General features: G+C 71.8%; 14 protein-coding genes. 3 read left to right on the top strand and 11 right to left on the bottom strand.

Going from position 1 to position 14,555, the window contains the following annotated elements; translation table 11 throughout:
* The first annotated feature begins 201 nt into the window (after positions 1 to 201).
* From ACIBMZ_RS19485 to ACIBMZ_RS19495, 3 genes are read left to right on the top strand one after another with little or no spacing between them, the layout of a single operon-like run.
* Entirely contained in the window at positions 202 to 1,203 is a 1,002-nt protein-coding gene (locus ACIBMZ_RS19485; protein ID WP_396695614.1) for a glycosyltransferase, read from the top strand.
* Positions 1,200 to 1,949 (top strand): polysaccharide deacetylase family protein, encoded by a 750-nt coding sequence (locus ACIBMZ_RS19490; RefSeq protein ID WP_396695616.1) that lies wholly within the window; start codon positions 1,200 to 1,202, stop codon positions 1,947 to 1,949. Before ACIBMZ_RS19485 ends, ACIBMZ_RS19490 begins: the two co-directional genes overlap by 4 nt.
* Positions 1,949 to 2,755 (top strand): BTAD domain-containing putative transcriptional regulator, encoded by an 807-nt coding sequence (locus ACIBMZ_RS19495; RefSeq protein WP_396695618.1) that lies wholly within the window; start codon positions 1,949 to 1,951, stop codon positions 2,753 to 2,755. The genes ACIBMZ_RS19490 and ACIBMZ_RS19495 overlap by 1 nt, the downstream gene beginning before the upstream one ends.
* Positions 2,756 to 2,769: 14 nt before the next feature.
* Here ACIBMZ_RS19495 and ACIBMZ_RS19500 read toward each other — a convergent pair whose 3' ends face one another.
* The 11 genes from ACIBMZ_RS19500 to ACIBMZ_RS19550 all read right to left on the bottom strand — a co-directional run bounded on the left by ACIBMZ_RS19500 (position 2,770) and on the right by ACIBMZ_RS19550 (position 14,548).
* Positions 2,770 to 3,393 (bottom strand): class I SAM-dependent methyltransferase, encoded by a 624-nt coding sequence (locus ACIBMZ_RS19500; protein WP_396695620.1) that lies wholly within the window; start codon positions 3,391 to 3,393, stop codon positions 2,770 to 2,772.
* 55 nt (positions 3,394 to 3,448) lie between these two features.
* A complete protein-coding gene (locus ACIBMZ_RS19505; RefSeq protein WP_396695622.1) occupies positions 3,449 to 4,444 on the bottom strand; it encodes a lysylphosphatidylglycerol synthase domain-containing protein in 996 nt (331 codons plus the stop codon).
* Positions 4,441 to 5,466 (bottom strand): glycosyltransferase family 2 protein, encoded by a 1,026-nt coding sequence (locus tag ACIBMZ_RS19510; RefSeq protein WP_396695624.1) that lies wholly within the window; start codon positions 5,464 to 5,466, stop codon positions 4,441 to 4,443. Before ACIBMZ_RS19510 ends, ACIBMZ_RS19505 begins: the two co-directional genes overlap by 4 nt.
* Positions 5,463 to 6,689, bottom strand: a complete 1,227-nt coding sequence (locus ACIBMZ_RS19515; RefSeq protein ID WP_396695626.1) for a glycosyltransferase 87 family protein — start codon at positions 6,687 to 6,689, stop codon at positions 5,463 to 5,465. Before ACIBMZ_RS19515 ends, ACIBMZ_RS19510 begins: the two co-directional genes overlap by 4 nt.
* Before the next feature lie 135 nt (positions 6,690 to 6,824).
* A complete protein-coding gene (locus tag ACIBMZ_RS19520) occupies positions 6,825 to 8,024 on the bottom strand; it encodes an RtcB family protein (protein WP_396695628.1) in 1,200 nt (399 codons plus the stop codon).
* Between the two features lie 403 nt (positions 8,025 to 8,427).
* Positions 8,428 to 8,805 carry a monovalent cation/H(+) antiporter subunit G gene (gene mnhG, locus ACIBMZ_RS19525; RefSeq protein ID WP_396695630.1) on the bottom strand — a complete coding sequence of 126 codons (378 nt, stop codon included), beginning with the start codon at positions 8,803 to 8,805 and terminating at the stop codon, positions 8,428 to 8,430.
* Positions 8,802 to 9,065: a monovalent cation/H+ antiporter complex subunit F gene (locus ACIBMZ_RS19530; RefSeq protein WP_396695632.1), complete on the bottom strand. Its 264-nt coding sequence runs from the start codon at positions 9,063 to 9,065 to the stop codon at positions 8,802 to 8,804. Before ACIBMZ_RS19530 ends, mnhG begins: the two co-directional genes overlap by 4 nt.
* Positions 9,062 to 9,691, bottom strand: a complete 630-nt coding sequence (locus tag ACIBMZ_RS19535) for a Na+/H+ antiporter subunit E (protein ID WP_396695634.1) — start codon at positions 9,689 to 9,691, stop codon at positions 9,062 to 9,064. Before ACIBMZ_RS19535 ends, ACIBMZ_RS19530 begins: the two co-directional genes overlap by 4 nt.
* A complete protein-coding gene (locus tag ACIBMZ_RS19540) occupies positions 9,688 to 11,262 on the bottom strand; it encodes a Na+/H+ antiporter subunit D (RefSeq protein WP_396695636.1) in 1,575 nt (524 codons plus the stop codon). The genes ACIBMZ_RS19535 and ACIBMZ_RS19540 overlap by 4 nt, the downstream gene beginning before the upstream one ends.
* Positions 11,259 to 11,729, bottom strand: coding sequence for a Na(+)/H(+) antiporter subunit C (locus ACIBMZ_RS19545; RefSeq protein ID WP_396695638.1), 471 nt, complete (start codon positions 11,727 to 11,729; stop codon positions 11,259 to 11,261). Before ACIBMZ_RS19545 ends, ACIBMZ_RS19540 begins: the two co-directional genes overlap by 4 nt.
* Complete coding sequence (locus tag ACIBMZ_RS19550; RefSeq protein ID WP_396695640.1) at positions 11,726 to 14,548, bottom strand: Na+/H+ antiporter subunit A; 2,823 nt, start codon at positions 14,546 to 14,548, stop codon at positions 11,726 to 11,728. Before ACIBMZ_RS19550 ends, ACIBMZ_RS19545 begins: the two co-directional genes overlap by 4 nt.
* Positions 14,549 to 14,555: the final 7 nt, after the last annotated feature.

Genomic DNA, 14,555 nt, shown 5'->3' on the forward strand with positions numbered 1-14,555 from the left:
TCGACACTGACGAGATTGGGCATGACGCGACGCTATCTATTGCCTCGCGATCTTTCCTGGACCGAGGCTGGATGCAACCTTGACTACGCAAGGCAACCCTTGCCAGGGCGGGCGTCGGATGGATAACTTGGTCAAGGCGCAACACAATTGCCGCCAGTCAATTCCTCTGCACATTAGCCAACACTCGTTGAGGTGCCCGTCATGCCGCCGACGGTGTCGGTAATCGTTCCCACCCACAACAGCGCTAAGACCCTGGGTGCGTGCCTCGCGGCGGTCCTCCGACAGCGTCACCCGGTCACCGAGGTCATCGTGGTCGACGACGCCAGCACCGACGACACCCGGGAGGTCGCCCGGCGCTTCCCGTGCCGACTGCTGGTCACCGACCGCAACGCCGGTCCGGCCGCCGCCCGCAACCGCGGCATCCGGGCCGCCACCGGCGACCTGCTGTTCTTCCTCGACTCGGACTGCGCCCCGGAACCGGACGCCCTGGGCAACGCCCTCGCCGTCCTGCGCGAGCAGCCCGACGTCGCCTGCGTGCACGGCATCTACGCGCTGGAACCGCTCTTCGACGACGGTCCGATCGAGGCGTACCGGCTCACGCACGGGCACTACTGGCGGCTACGCCACGTCGGGCGGGTCCGCACCACCCTCTTCGCGATCTGTCTCATCCGCCGCGAGGTCTTCGGCAGCGTCGGCCTCTTCGACGAGCGACTGCGCGCGTCCGAGGACGTCGAGCTCGGCGACCGGATGGGCGACCGGTACGGCATCGTCCTCACCGACACGGTGGTCTGCCGACACGACGACGACAGCCGACTCGGGGCTCTGCTGGCCAAACAGTTCCGCCGCTCGCAGATGCTGATCCCGGTGGCCCTGGCCGAGCGCGGGCCGGCCGGTATCCGCGCCAACAGCCCGCTGGGTCTGCTCACTGCGGCGGCGGTGCCTGCGCTGGTGCCGACGGCACCGCTCACCGGCGGTTGGCCGGTGCTGTCGCTGCTGTTCCTGATCCTGTTCACCATCGCCGAACCGGCGCTGCTGCGGTTCGTCCTGCGCCGACGAGGGCTGCCGTTCACGGTCTTCTTCTTCGCCGTGCACCTGCTGGTCCAGCTCGCCGTCGTCGCCGGGGCCGTGATCGGCGGGATCCGTCACCTCGCCGACCGCGACTTCGGACCGAGCCGGACGACCGTCGCGAAGCCGTCCCGATGAGCAGCCGCCGAGGACCCGTCACCCGGCTCGGCGCGCACCTGCACGCACAGGCGTTGCACTACCTCCTGTTCGCCTATCGCGGCGGGCAGACGCTGCGCCGTCGCGCGGCCCTCGGCGGCCCGCACTGGCCGGTGTTCGGCCTGGCCGGTGAGGAGATCGCGCTCACCGTCGACGACGGGCCGCACCCGCAGTGGACCCCCGCACTGCTCGACCTGCTCGACCGGCACCGGATACGCGCCACCTTCTTCCTCATCGGCGACCGGGTCCGCGAGCACCCGGACCTGGCCCGACGGGTCCTCGCCGCCGGTCACCTGATCGGCAACCACTCGCGGTCGCACCCGCAGCCGTTCGCCGCGCTGTCCCGACCCGAGATCGTCGCGGAGATCGCGCAGACCCAACGTGACATCGAGGACGCCCTCGGCATCTCCCCACGACTGTTCCGCGCACCCGGCGGCAACTGGTCACCGGCGGTCCTGCGGACCGTCGCCGAGCTCGGCCTCACCCCCGTCGACTGGACGGTGAACCCCAGCGACTGGCGTCGTCCAGGTGTCGCGCGGATCTCCCGCACGCTGTCGCGTACCCGGCCCGGGCAGATCATGCTCTGCCACGACGGTGGTGGTGACCGGTCGCAGACCGTCGCCGCCCTGGCCGAGGTGCTGCCCCGGCTGACCGCCCGTGGGCTGCGCTTCGCCACCGTCCCCGCACACGTGACGCCCCGGCCGCGCCGGGTGGGAGAAGGCCCCTGATGTCGCACGGTGAACTGTCCATCCTGCTCCTGGGTCCGGTACGGGCCCGCCGGGGAGACACCGTCCTCTACCTGGGCACCCCCCGACAGCGGGAGGTCCTGGCGGTGCTGGCGATGCGCAGCGGCATGGTGATGTCCGTCGCCCAGATCGTCGAGGCGATCTGGGTCGGCCGACGACCCGATTCGGTGGAGAACATGGTGCACACCTACATCGGCCGACTACGCCGGGCCCTCGAACCGCCCGGCGACCGGCCGGCCGTGGCCCGGGTGCTGCGCTCCACTCGGCCCGGCTACACCCTGGACGTGCCGCCCGACGCGGTGGACACCGTCCGCTTCGAGCAGGACGTCCGCCGGGCCCGCGCGGCCCGCGCCCAGGCCGACCTGACCGACGCGCTGTACCTGTTCCAGAGCAGCCTCGCCCGCTGGTCGGGGCGGGCCCTGCACGAGGCCACCGGCCCGCTGGCCGAGGCCGAACGGATCCGGCTGACCGAGCTGCGCCAGGACGTCCGGGAGGAGGCCACCGGCGTACGGCTGCTGCTCGGCGACATCGAGAACGTCGTCGCCGAGCTGCGCTGGATGCTGGCCGAGCACCCGATGCGGGAGCGGTTGTGGGAGCTGCTGCTCATCGCGCTCGGTCAGACGTCGCGGCGGGCCGAGGCGCTGACCGCCTTCCAGGACGCCCGGACCACGCTGGCCGACCGACTCGGGGTCGAACCGGGACACCGCCTTCAGGACCTGCACCGTCGGCTGCTGCGCAGCGAACCGGTGACGGTGTGGCCCTGGTGGGAGCGGCGCGTGCCGGTGTAGGCACCAGCCGGTGCTCAGGGCTCCGCGACGGCGGCGGGGGTGAGCACGAAGAACGCGTCCCGCCCGGCGTCACCGGCCTGCGACCCTCGCCAGACGGCCACGTCCAGCCCGCTGTCCCGGATCACGGCCACGAACTGTTGCGAGCGCTGCACGTCGTAGATCTGCACCAGGATCCGACCCCGCGTGGTGAGCCACCCCGGCAGCCGGCGCAGCAGGTCCGCCGCCTCGTCCACCGACAGGTAGTAGATGACCTCCCGCAACAGGATCGCGTCGTACCGGTCCGGCGGCACGTAGGTGCGGATGTCGGCCACCGCATAGGACGCGTCCGGCCGCCGCAACGCCCGGGCCGTCCCGATCGCCCGGCGGCTGATGTCCACCCCGTGGTAGTGCCGGTAACTGCCCCGGCGCAACGCCATGTTGACGCTGGTGCCGCAGCCCAGGTCCAGGATCGCCGGCTGCGGCGCCCACGTCTCGATCAGCGACAGCGGCACGCTGCCGTCGCCGGCCCGGTCGAGGTAACCCCACATGCCCAGCGCGTACTGGGCGTCCCAGAGCGCTGCGTTCAGCCGTGGACTGCGCCGGACCAGCGCCCGGACCGGTGCGCCCAGCAACCCCACCGTCGTCCGTAGCTTCGACACGTCCCTCACCGACCTCCCCCGCCGGGCCCACCCGGCGGCTGCCAACTGGAACGACTCACCCGACCGGCGCCGACCGCTCGACCGGTACCGGCCCGCTGAGCAGCGGCTCGTCGCGCCGCAACCGACGCCGGTGCAGGTACTGGGCCAGCAGCAGCCCTCCCCCTCCGACGGCCACCTCACTGAGCGCGCAGACCAGTCGGCTGACCAGCACCACCGGGGTGGCCACCGCCACCGGCAGCACGGTGGACAGCCCGATCATCAGCACCGCCTCCCGCACTCCCAGGCCGTCCGGGGCGACCATCACGGCCAGCCCGGCGACGGTCGCGGCGGCGAAACCGGCCACGCAGACCAGGTACGACCGCAGCGGCGGCGCGCCCGCGGCCACCGCGAGCAGCCACAGGTGGTGCCCGGAGACGAACCAGGACAGCGACTGCGCGGCCACGGCCCGCCGCAAACCCGCCGGGGTGGCGTGCACCTGCGGTGGTGGACGCCGCAGCAGCCGGGTCGCCAGGACCAGCGCCTTGTCGAGCAGGTCCGGCCGGACCACGAGCACGAGCAACGGGACACTGGCGAGCAGCAGCCACCAGGTGGCGCCGTCGAGCACCGCCGGACCGGCGGCGACCCCCAGCGTCATGCCGGTCATCGCCACCACCGCCCAGCTCAGCAGGAACACCCCGGCCAGCCGGACCGGCCCGACCTCGATCTCCCGGCCCATCCGCAGCAGCACCGGGAGGGCGACGAAGCGGCCGGGCACGAACTTGGTCAGGAACCCCACGAAGAACAGCCGGTACGCGGTCCACCTGTCCACCGGCGCGCCGAGGTCGACGAAGACGGCCCGCCAGGACGCCACCCCCAGCAGCAGCCCGACGGCGTTGACCAGCAGGGCGGCACCGACCGCCGCGCCCACCCGCCACGGGTCCAGGCGACCGGCCAGCGTCGCCACCGGAGTCCAGTCCTGGGAGCGCACGAACAGCACCAACCCGACGGTCAGCGCCACCACGAAGGCGACGGTGAAGGCCCGGTTGAGCCACCGCCACCAGCCGCCGCTCACCGGCGCGATCCCACGGTGGTCGGGCGGGAGGCACGGGCGCGTACCCGACGCGCCAGCGCGACACAGATCCCCAGGCCCATCCCGACGAACTCGGTCAGGTGGGTGAGCAGGCGCATCCCGGCGGCGAAGAACGCGAACCGGGGACCCCGGTGCCGGGCCGCGAACGCCAACAGGTCCCGGTCGGCCACGCCGACGGCCACCAGCAGGGCCAGCGGCAGCACCACCAGCCCGGGTGCCACCGCCACCAGCGGCGCGGTGAGCACGGCGAGTCCGGTGCCGGCCATGCCGACCACCGCGCCGACGTCGACCCGGTGCGGCGGGCGTCCGTCGGCGACCGACGGCTCCCAGCGGGCGGCCACGACCGCGTCGGCGTACGTCACCGCGCGGCGGAACAGTTCCGACAGGTACGGCCGGAGCCGGTCCACGTCGTCGTGGCGGCCGACCATCTCGGCACTGACCCGGATCTCGTAGCGGGCCGGCAGCCGGGTGCCGAACTCCACGTCCTCGGCGTCGCGCAGCCGCTCGTCGAAGCCCCCGACCAGCTCGAAGACCGTCTTCGGCACCGCCGTCAGCGCGAACATCGTGGTGGACGTGACCCCGGTGGCCCGACGTCGCCAGAAGTGCTCGAACAGCGTCTTGTACGCCTCGACCGGCCCGTCGTCGTAGAGCGGACGCAGGTCGTAGATGCCCTGCACCACGCCGCAGTCCGGATGCTGCCGCAGTACGCGTACCGCCGTGGCCAGCGTGCCGGGGGCCAGGGCGACGTCCGAGTCGACGAAGAGCAGCACGTCACCGGTCGCCCGGGCGGCACCGGCGTTACGGGCCGCCGACACTCCCCCGTTCACCGGCAGGGCCAGCACGGTGCAGCCGAACCCGGCGGCGATCCGCCGGGACCGGTCGGTGCTGGCGTCGTCGACCACGATCACCTCGGCCGGCGACTCGGTCTGCGCGTAGACCGCCGACAGGCAGTCGCCGAGGGTCCGTTCCTTGTTGTAGTTGGGCACCACCACGGACACCCTCACCGGCCCCACCCCTCTTCGCCGTCGGCCCGGGCACCGTCCGGCCGCCACGCCAGCCAGCCCAACGCCGCGTACCCGACGAGCACGTACAGGTTGCTGTGCAGCAGTTGCCAGCCGTGGAAGTGCAGGTCGACGCCGAGCAGCCCGATCACCGTCCAGGCGGCGCTGGCCACCAGCGCGGTCCAGAGCAGCACCGCGACCGCGACCGCGAGGCGGTTGCGTCGGCCACGCACCACGAGCAGCACCAGGGCCGGTACGCACCAGACCCAGTGGTGGTGCCAGGAGATGGGCGAGACGAGCAGGCCGGTCGTCGCGGCGGCCAGCACCCCGAGGAGTTCGGATCCGGCGCGGACGCAGCGGACCGCGACGACCAGCCCGGCCACCGTCGTCAGCGCCGCCAGGGGCAGCCAGACCGCCCGCACGTCGGCGGTGTCGCCGATCCGGGCCACCGCGCCGTGCAGCGACTGGTTCAGCACAGTCCGGGGATCACCGGTGACCCGGGCGGTGTCGAGCATGCCGCCGCCCCAGAAGCGGATCGAGTCGACCGGCCGCCACGCCAGACCGAGCCCGACGGTGGCGGCGAACGCGACCAGCGCGACCCCGGCGGCCCGCCAGCGACGCAGGCAGAGCAGGTAGACCACGAACAGCAACGGGGTGAGTTTGATACCGGCCGCGACGCCGACCCCGAGGCCGCGCCAGCGGCTGTCCGGATCGCCGGTCAGGTCCCACATCACCAGCAGCGCCAGGAACAGGCCCACCTGGCCGACCTGGAGGTGCCCGGCCACCGGGAAGACCGGCAGCACCGCGACCGTGCCCAGCAGGACCGGTCCGGGGCTGGTGTCCACACCGGCGGCCCGCAGCGTCATCCGGACCACGGCCGCCACGGCGGCGACGGAGGCCAGCGTCCAGAGCCCGATCCCGGTGGCGACGTCGAGGTACGCCAGCGGTTGCAGTAACAACGCGGCGAACGGTGGGTACGTGAAGCCCAACGCGATGCCGTCGGTACCCCGGTGGATCACGTCGTAGAGGGCGCCGTCACCGCCGGCGGCGGCGACCGCGCCCGCCCGGTAGACGGCGAGGTCGCCCCAGAACCGGCCGGTGCCGCGGTGCACGACGACCGCCGCCACGGCCACCAGCACCGCGAGCACCGACAGCGCGGCGGCCGGCAGCACCGTGGAGCGTCGGCGGGCCGGCCGGGAGCCGGTCGTCGGCGAGAGGGTCGTCACCGCATCCCCCTTCAGAGGTCGGCGGGACGACGGTAACAATCGATGCGGGAACGATTTCTGTAACTGATCTGGATTACCGACGGTGCGGGTCGGCCCCCGGCCGGCGTCCGCCCCCCGCGGACGCCGGCCGGCGTCTCATCCCTTGACGCAGACCACCTGCTTGAGGTGGGCGACCACCTCGACCAGGTCCTGCTGCTGTGCCATCACCTCGGTGATGTCCTTGTACGCACCGGGGATCTCGTCCACCACCCCGGCGTCCTTACGGCACTCCACCCCCGCCGTCTGTGCCGCCAGGTCGGCCGTGCTGAACGTCCGCTTCGCCTGTGCCCGGGACATCCGCCGTCCCGCGCCGTGCGAGGCCGAGCAGTACCCCCAGTCGTTGCCGCCGCCCCGCACGATGTAGGAACCGGTGCCCATCGAACCGGGGATGATGCCCAGCTCGCCCAGTCCCGCCCGGATCGCGCCCTTCCGCGTCACCAACACGTCCACCCCCTCGTAGTGCTCCTCGGCCACGTAGTTGTGGTGGCAACTGATCGGCTCGTCGTAGCCGACGTGCGGGAACCGGTCCCGCACCAGGTTCATCAGCACGGCGAGCATCACCGCACGGTTGCGCCGCGCGTACTCCTGCGCCCACCACAGGTCCCGGCGGTAGGCGTCCATCTCCGGCGTACCGGAGAGGAACACCGCCAGGTCCCGGTCGGGCAGGTCGGCGTTGTGCGGCAGCCGACGGGCCACCGCGATGTGCCGTTCGGCCAGTTCCTTGCCGATGTTGCGCGAGCCGGAGTGCAGCATCAGCCAGACCCGGCCCGGCTCCGTCCCGCCCTGCTCCAGGCAGACCTCGATGAAGTGGTTGCCGCCGCCGAGCGTGCCGAGCTGCCGCCGGGCGCGTGACTCCAACTGCTGCACCCGCCGGTCCAGGTCGGCGAAGCCCCGCCAGAAGTCGTCCCAGCCACGCTGTTCCAGGCCCCGGATCCGGCGCGGATCCACCGGCTCGTCGTGCTTGGCGAAGCCGACCGGAATGGCGTCCTCGATGGCCCGGCGCAGCCCGGCCAGGTCGTCGGGCAGGTCCGCGGCGGTCAGCGAGGTGCGAACCGCCGACATGCCGCAGCCGATGTCGACCCCGACCGCTGCCGGTGACACGGCCTGCCGCATGGCGATGACCGAACCCACCGTGGCGCCCTTGCCGTAGTGCACGTCCGGCATCACCGCGACGCCCTGCACCCACGGCAGCGCCCCGATGTTGCGGAGCTGCCGGGCGGCCTGCGGCTCGATGGCGTACGGGTCGGTCCAGACCCGTACCGGCGCCCGCGTTCCCGCGAGCAGGCTGAATCCCATGACGTACCCCCGAAGTGTGTGTCTGAGCCTCCTCGTCCGGGCACGGCCTCACCTCGGCCGACGCCGGGCAGGGGTGCGCGACCGGTGCCGTCCGGCACCGGTGCGACGAGTGGAGAAATGGGTGGACAGGACGAGGCCGCCCGGACCCGTGACGGGTGGGCGGCCTCGACGAACGGGCGGACGCGCTAGTGGTGGCGCGCCGGTCGTCGAGGCGGACGGAGGCGGGCGCCGCTCAGCGCCGCCGAATACCCGGACCGACAGGGTTCACCCCGGGGCGGCCAACCGTCCTGCGGTCTGACGTTCGTCGACACGGCGTACTCCTCTCGGCTCCGGTCCGATGTGACCTGATGCCGAGAAGAGTAGGGACCACCGCCGGTGGGCCGCAAACGATATTGAACGGCGCTCAGACGCGGGCGCCGTCGCCCTGGTCGCCGCCGACCCGGTCCAGGTGCGCGGCGAGTTCGTCGGTGAGCAGCAGATCGGCACGGATCTCGTCGTGCGGGTACGCGGCCCGACCGACCATGTGTGCCGCCACCGGCGCGGTGGCCAACTGGAAGACGCCCACCAGCACCAGGGTGGTGATGTCCACCCCGGTCCGCAGCCGCAGCGCGCAGCCGACCAGCACCAGCAGCAGCCCGAGGACCTGTGGCTTGGCCGCGGCGTGCATCCGGGTGAGCAGGTCGGGGAAGCGCACCAGCGCCACCCCGGCGGCGAGGCTGAGCAGCGCGCCGCTGATCAGGCAGACGGCGGCGACGATGTCGAGGATGGCGTCCGAGGTCATTTGGTGTCTCTCCGCGCGGCGAATCGGGCGACGCTGACCGACCCGACGAAGCCGAGGACCGCGAGGACCACCAGCACCGGCAGTGCGGTGGCGTCCCGGCTGTAGGCGGCCTCGGCGGCGATCGCGGTCACGATGATGGCCAGCAGGACGTCGGTGGCCACGGCCCGGTCGAGGATCGACGGGCCCCGGATGATGCGGATCAGGGTGAGTCCGCCCGCCACCGCGAGCAGCACGGTGACGGTCACGGCGACGACGGTCATGTCGCGGCCCCTTCCAGGTCGGCCGGTGGGGTCGGGTCGGGGTTCTGGCGGACGCGGCGCAGCTCGTCGGCGGAGCCGATGGCCTCGATGATGCGGGCCTCGAGGGCCAGCACCTCGCGCCGGAACTGTTCCACCTCGTCGAGGCTGTTCACGTTGATGACGTGGACGAACAGGGTGCCGGTGTTCCGGTCGGCCTCCAGGATCAGACTCCCCGGCACCAGCGACAACGCCTCGGCGGTGAGGGTGAGGTTGAGGTCCGTGTTCACCCGGAGCTGCACCGCGATGATGGCGCTGCGCGGGACGTGCCCGGGGCGGAACGCCAGCCAGGCGATCTGGACGGAGGCGACCACCAGGTCATAGAGGAAACGTGCCCAGAACCGCAGCATCCCCAACGGGTGGAGCCGACCGGCGAAGGTCACCGGCGGCAGCGGGAAGACCGCGATGAGGATCGCGGCCACCACCAGCCCGCTGATGATGTTGGCCCAGGAGAAGGTGCCCCAGAGGAGCACCCAGACGACGACCAGGACGGTCACCGCGACGATGCGGTTGCGGCGTCGCGCGGCCCGGGACAGTGGCGGGTTCGGCGCGTCGGTCGGCGGGGCTGGGGTCATCTGGTCGGGGCTCACGGCGTACCCCCTGGGAAGACGGCCTCGACATAGGGTGTGCGCCGCAGCAGGTCGTCGGCGGCGTCGGTGCTGAGGTCGAAGAGCGGTCCGGCCACCACGGTCAGCGCCAGCCCGAGCGCCACCAGGGCCACGGTCGGCGCGATCATCAGGCCGGGCAGCACGGCACCGCTCTGCCCGGTGGTGTTCACCTGCGGCTGGACCGCACCCTCCGTGCGGGAGGCCCGGTCGGAGTCACCGGAGTCCGGCATGTCCGGGTGCGGTGCCCGCCAGAACGCGAGGTTCCACACGCGGGCCACCGCGTAGAGGGTGAGCAGGCTGGTCACCAGACCACCGGCGACCAGGATCCAGGCCAGCACACCGCCGTCGGCGATACCCGCCTGCACCAGGCCGATCTTGCCGAGGAACCCGGAGAACGGTGGGATGCCGGCGAGATTCAGCGCGGGTACGAAGAAGAGGATGGCCAACACCGGCGACAGTCGTGCCAGTCCGCCGAGGCGGTCCATGGCGGTGCTGCCGCCGCGGCGTTCGACGAGGCCGGCGGCGAGGAACAGGGTCGTCTGGATGGTGATGTGGTGCACCACGTAGAAGATCGCCGCGGACAGGCCCAGCGACGAGGTGAGCCCCACGCCGAACAGCATGTACCCGATGTGGCTGATCAGGGTGAACGACAACAACCGCTTGATGTCGGACTGCGCCACCGCACCGAGGATGCCGACCAGCATGGTCAACACCGCCACCACCAGGAGCAGGGTGGCCGTACGGCCACCGGGGAACAGCAGCGTCTCGGTCCGGATGATCGCGTACACACCGACCTTGGTGAGCAGGCCGGCGAAGACCGCGGTGACCGGGGCCGGGGCGGTGGGATAGCTGTCCGGCAACCAGGCCGACAGCGGGAACACCGCCGCCTTGATGCCGAAGGCCAACAGGAGCATGCCCTGCAACACCAGGCGCATGTCGTCGGGCAGGGCGTCCAGCCGGTCGACGAGCTGGGCCAGGTTGAGCGTGCCGGTCGAGGAGTACACCAGACCGATGGCGACCAGGAAGATCACCGAGGAGAGCAGGCTGACCACGACGTACGTGGTGCCGGCCCGGATCCGGGTCTCGGTGCTGCCCAGGGTCAGCAGCACGTAGCTGGCGACCAGCAGGATCTCGAATCCGACGTAGAGGTTGAACAGGTCACCGGAGAGGAACGCGTTGCAGACACCGGCGGTCAGCACGAGATAGGTCGGGTGGTAGACCGACAGCGGCGTCTCCTCGTTGCCGTCGGCCATACCCTGCCCGATGCTGTAGACCAGCACGCAGAGGGTGACCGAGGCGGAGACCACCAGCATCAGCGCGGCGAGCTGGTCGGCGACCAGCACGATGCCCATCGGGGCGGCCCAGCCGCCCACCTCCACCACGAGCGGACCGTCGATGCTGGAGCGGACCAGCAGCATCGCGGCGACCGCGACGGTGGCGGTGAGCACGGTGAGGCTGACCCACCGCTGGGCACGTGGACGGCCCAGCAGGAGCAGTGTGATGGCCGCGCCGAGCAGCGGCATCACCACCGGCAGCGGAACGAGGTAGGTCATCCGGCCCTCCCCGCGTCGACCGAGGCGGTCCGGGACCGCTCCGTCTCGGTGTTCGCGTCGTCGTCGTCATCGTCGTCATCGCCGTCGACGTCGTCGTCCGGGACCTCGTCGCGTTCCGCGAGATCCATGATCCGGCGGTCCTCGACGTCGTCCTGCACCTCGTCGTGCCCGTTGAGGTGCCAGCTCCGGTAGGCCAGGGCGAGCAGGAAGGCGGTCATGCCCAGGGTGATGACGATGGCGGTGAGGATCATCGCCTGCGGCAACGGATCGCTCATCTCCTCCTGCGGGCTGTCCCCGACGATCGGCGGCGTGCCGGCACGACCGCCGGTGAGCAGCAGCATGTTGGCGCCGTTGCCGAGCAGGATGACGCCCATCAGGACCCGGGTCAGGCTGCGCTCCAGCAGCAACGTCACACCCGCGGCGACGAGGACGCCCACCACGATGACGTAGGTGAGGTTGGGGGTCACACCAGCTCCTTCTCGCGGATCTCGGCGTCCTCGGTCTCGTGTTGGCGGTCCATCTCGGCACCCAGGCTGCGCAGGATGTCCAGCACCAGCCCGACGACGATCAGGAAGACACCGACGTCGAAGAAGGCCGAGGTGACGAAGTGGATGTGCCCCAGCACCGGCAGGTGGAAGTCGAGCAGCGCGGTCTGGAGGAACTCTCCGCCGAGCAGCATCGCGGCCACGCCCGTGCCGACCGCGACGAAGAGTCCGGCGCCGAGGACCGCACCGGCGTCGACCGGTGCCGCGCCGTTGAGCTCGGTACGCCCACCGGCCAGGTACCGCACGGCCAGGGCGAGACCGGCGACCAGACCGGCGGCGAAACCGCCGCCCGGGGCGTTGTGGCCGCTGAACAGCAGGTAGATGGAGAACAGCACCATGGCGTGGAACAGCAGTCGGGTGACCACCTGGAGGATGACCGACTGGGAACGCGCGGTGGCCCCCGTGGTCAGCCAACGGGGCCGGGCCGACTCGGTCGGGTCCCCGCCGGGGATCTGACCGCGCCGGTCCAGGTCACGGGCGTGCCGGAAGATCAGGCTGGCCACACCGGTGGCGGCCACCACCAGCACCGCGATCTCCCCCATGGTGTCCCAAGCCCGGATGTCGACCAGGGTCACGTTGACCACGTTCTTGCCGCCGCCGTAGGAGACCGCCTCGTCGGGGAAGTCCACCGAGATGGGGATGGCCTGGCGGGCGCCGGTGGCGACGTACGCCATGCCGGCGGTGACCGCGCCGACCGCGACGCCGATGGCGACACGCCCCCGGCGGCTGGACCGGATCGGCCGTTCCGAGAACTTCTCCGGCAGGCGGCGCAGCACCAGCACGAACATCACGATCGTGACGGTCTCCACCAGGAACTGGGTCAACGCCAGGTCGGGCGCGCCGTGCAGGACGAACAGCAGCGCGATGCCGTAGCCGGCGACGCCGACCAGGATCATCGCGGTGAGCCGGCGCAGCGCGCGGGCGGCCATCACGGCGGCGATCACGACGACCGCGGCGGCGACCCCCTGCAACGGCGTGTCCCACAGGTGGAAGCGCTGTGGCCAGGGGCTGCCGGCGATCAGGGTGCCGCCGGGCAGGACGACCAGCACCACCAGGATGACGCCGAGATAGAAGGGCAGCGAACCACGCTGGGTGGCACCGGTCAGCTCGACCGCCAGGCGGTCGATGCCGCTGATGGCCTTCTTGTAGACGGAGGCGCCGTCGAACGGCAGGCGCAGCGTCGTCCGGACCCGTTCGCGCCGCATCAGGTGGAACAGACCGGCACCGGCGGCGACGGCCAGCGCCGACAGGCCCAGTGCCGGCGTCAGCCCGTGCCAGAGCGCCAGGTGGTAGCCGGGCTCGGCGGAGCGGTAGAGGTCGGCGTACGGGGCGAGCAGGCGGTCCACCGCCGGGGCGAACAGGCCGGCGGTGACACCGACGACCGCCAGCACCGCGGCCGGGGCGAGCAGGGACCAGGACACCGGCCGGGACTCGGTGGCCGGGGTGTCGGGCTTGTCGGCGAAGGCGCCCCACATGAACCGCAGGGTGTACGCCACGGTCAGCACCGAGCCGAGGATCACCCCGGCGAGGACGACCAGGTCGGCGGTGCCGCCGTGCAGCAGCGCCTCGACCGCCGCCTCCTTGGCCACGAACCCGGCCATCGGCGGAAGACCCGCCATCGACGCGGCGGCGAGACCGGCGACCACGGCCAGGGCGGGTGCCCGACGCCCGAGCCCGCTGAGTTCGCGCAGGTCACGGGTGCCGGTGACATGGTCGACCACACCGACGGTGAGGAACAGCGTCGCTTTGAACAGGGCGTGGGCCAGCACCATCGCCACCCCGGCCAGCGCGGTGTCCCGGGTGCCGCCACCCAGGATCACCATCAGCAGGCCGAGTTGACTGACCGTGCCGTAGGCCAGCAACAGCTTGAGATCGGCCTGGCGCAACGCGGCCCAGCCACCGAAGAACATGGTGAGCAGCCCGCACACCAGCAGCACCGGGCGCCACGGCCCGGCCTCGGCGACCGCCGGGCCCATCAGGGCGACCAGGAAGACGCCGGCCTTGACCATCGCCGCGGCGTGCAGGTAGGCGCTGACCGGCGTCGGTGCCGCCATCGCGCCGGGCAACCAGAAGCTGAAGGGGAAGATCGCCGACTTGCTCAGCGCGCCCAGCAGGACCAGCACCATGGCCACCGCGAGGTAGCCACCGCCGGGCATGTTCTCGGCGATCTCGGACCACCGGTAGGTGCCGGCGTGCTGGCCGAGCATGACGAAACCGGCGAGCATCGCGAGGCCGCCCAGCGTCGTGACCAGAAGTGCCTGCATGGCCGCCCGTCGGCTGGCCCGCTTGGCCGGGTCGTAGCCGATCAGCAGGTAGGAGAAGACCGTGGTCAGCTCCCAGAACACGTAGAGCAACAGCAGGTCGTCGGAGACGACCAGGCCGAGCATCGCGCCGGCGAAGGCGACGAACACGGCGGCGAAGCGTCCCAGGCTGGGGTCGTCGGAGCGGAAGTAGCGGGCGCTGTACGCCAGCACCAACGCACCCACTCCGCCGACCAGGACGACCATCAGCCAGGACAGTGTGCCCATCCGTAGCGCGAGTTCCAGCCCCAGCTGCGGTACCCAGGAGACGGTCTCCACCACCGGCTCACCGGAGCGGACCCCGCTCGTGTGAGTCAACGCCCACACCAGCGTCGCGCCAGGCACCAGTGCCACCAGGTAGAGGGCGTGCCGTCCCCAGGTCCGCACCAGCGCCGGGGCGATCACGGCTGTCAGCGCATGGACCGCCACCAGTACCAGCACACACCCT

It is taken from the genome of Micromonospora sp. NPDC049900 (assembly GCF_044461025.1).
In the GTDB taxonomy this organism is placed as follows: Bacteria; Actinomycetota; Actinomycetes; order Mycobacteriales; family Micromonosporaceae; genus Micromonospora.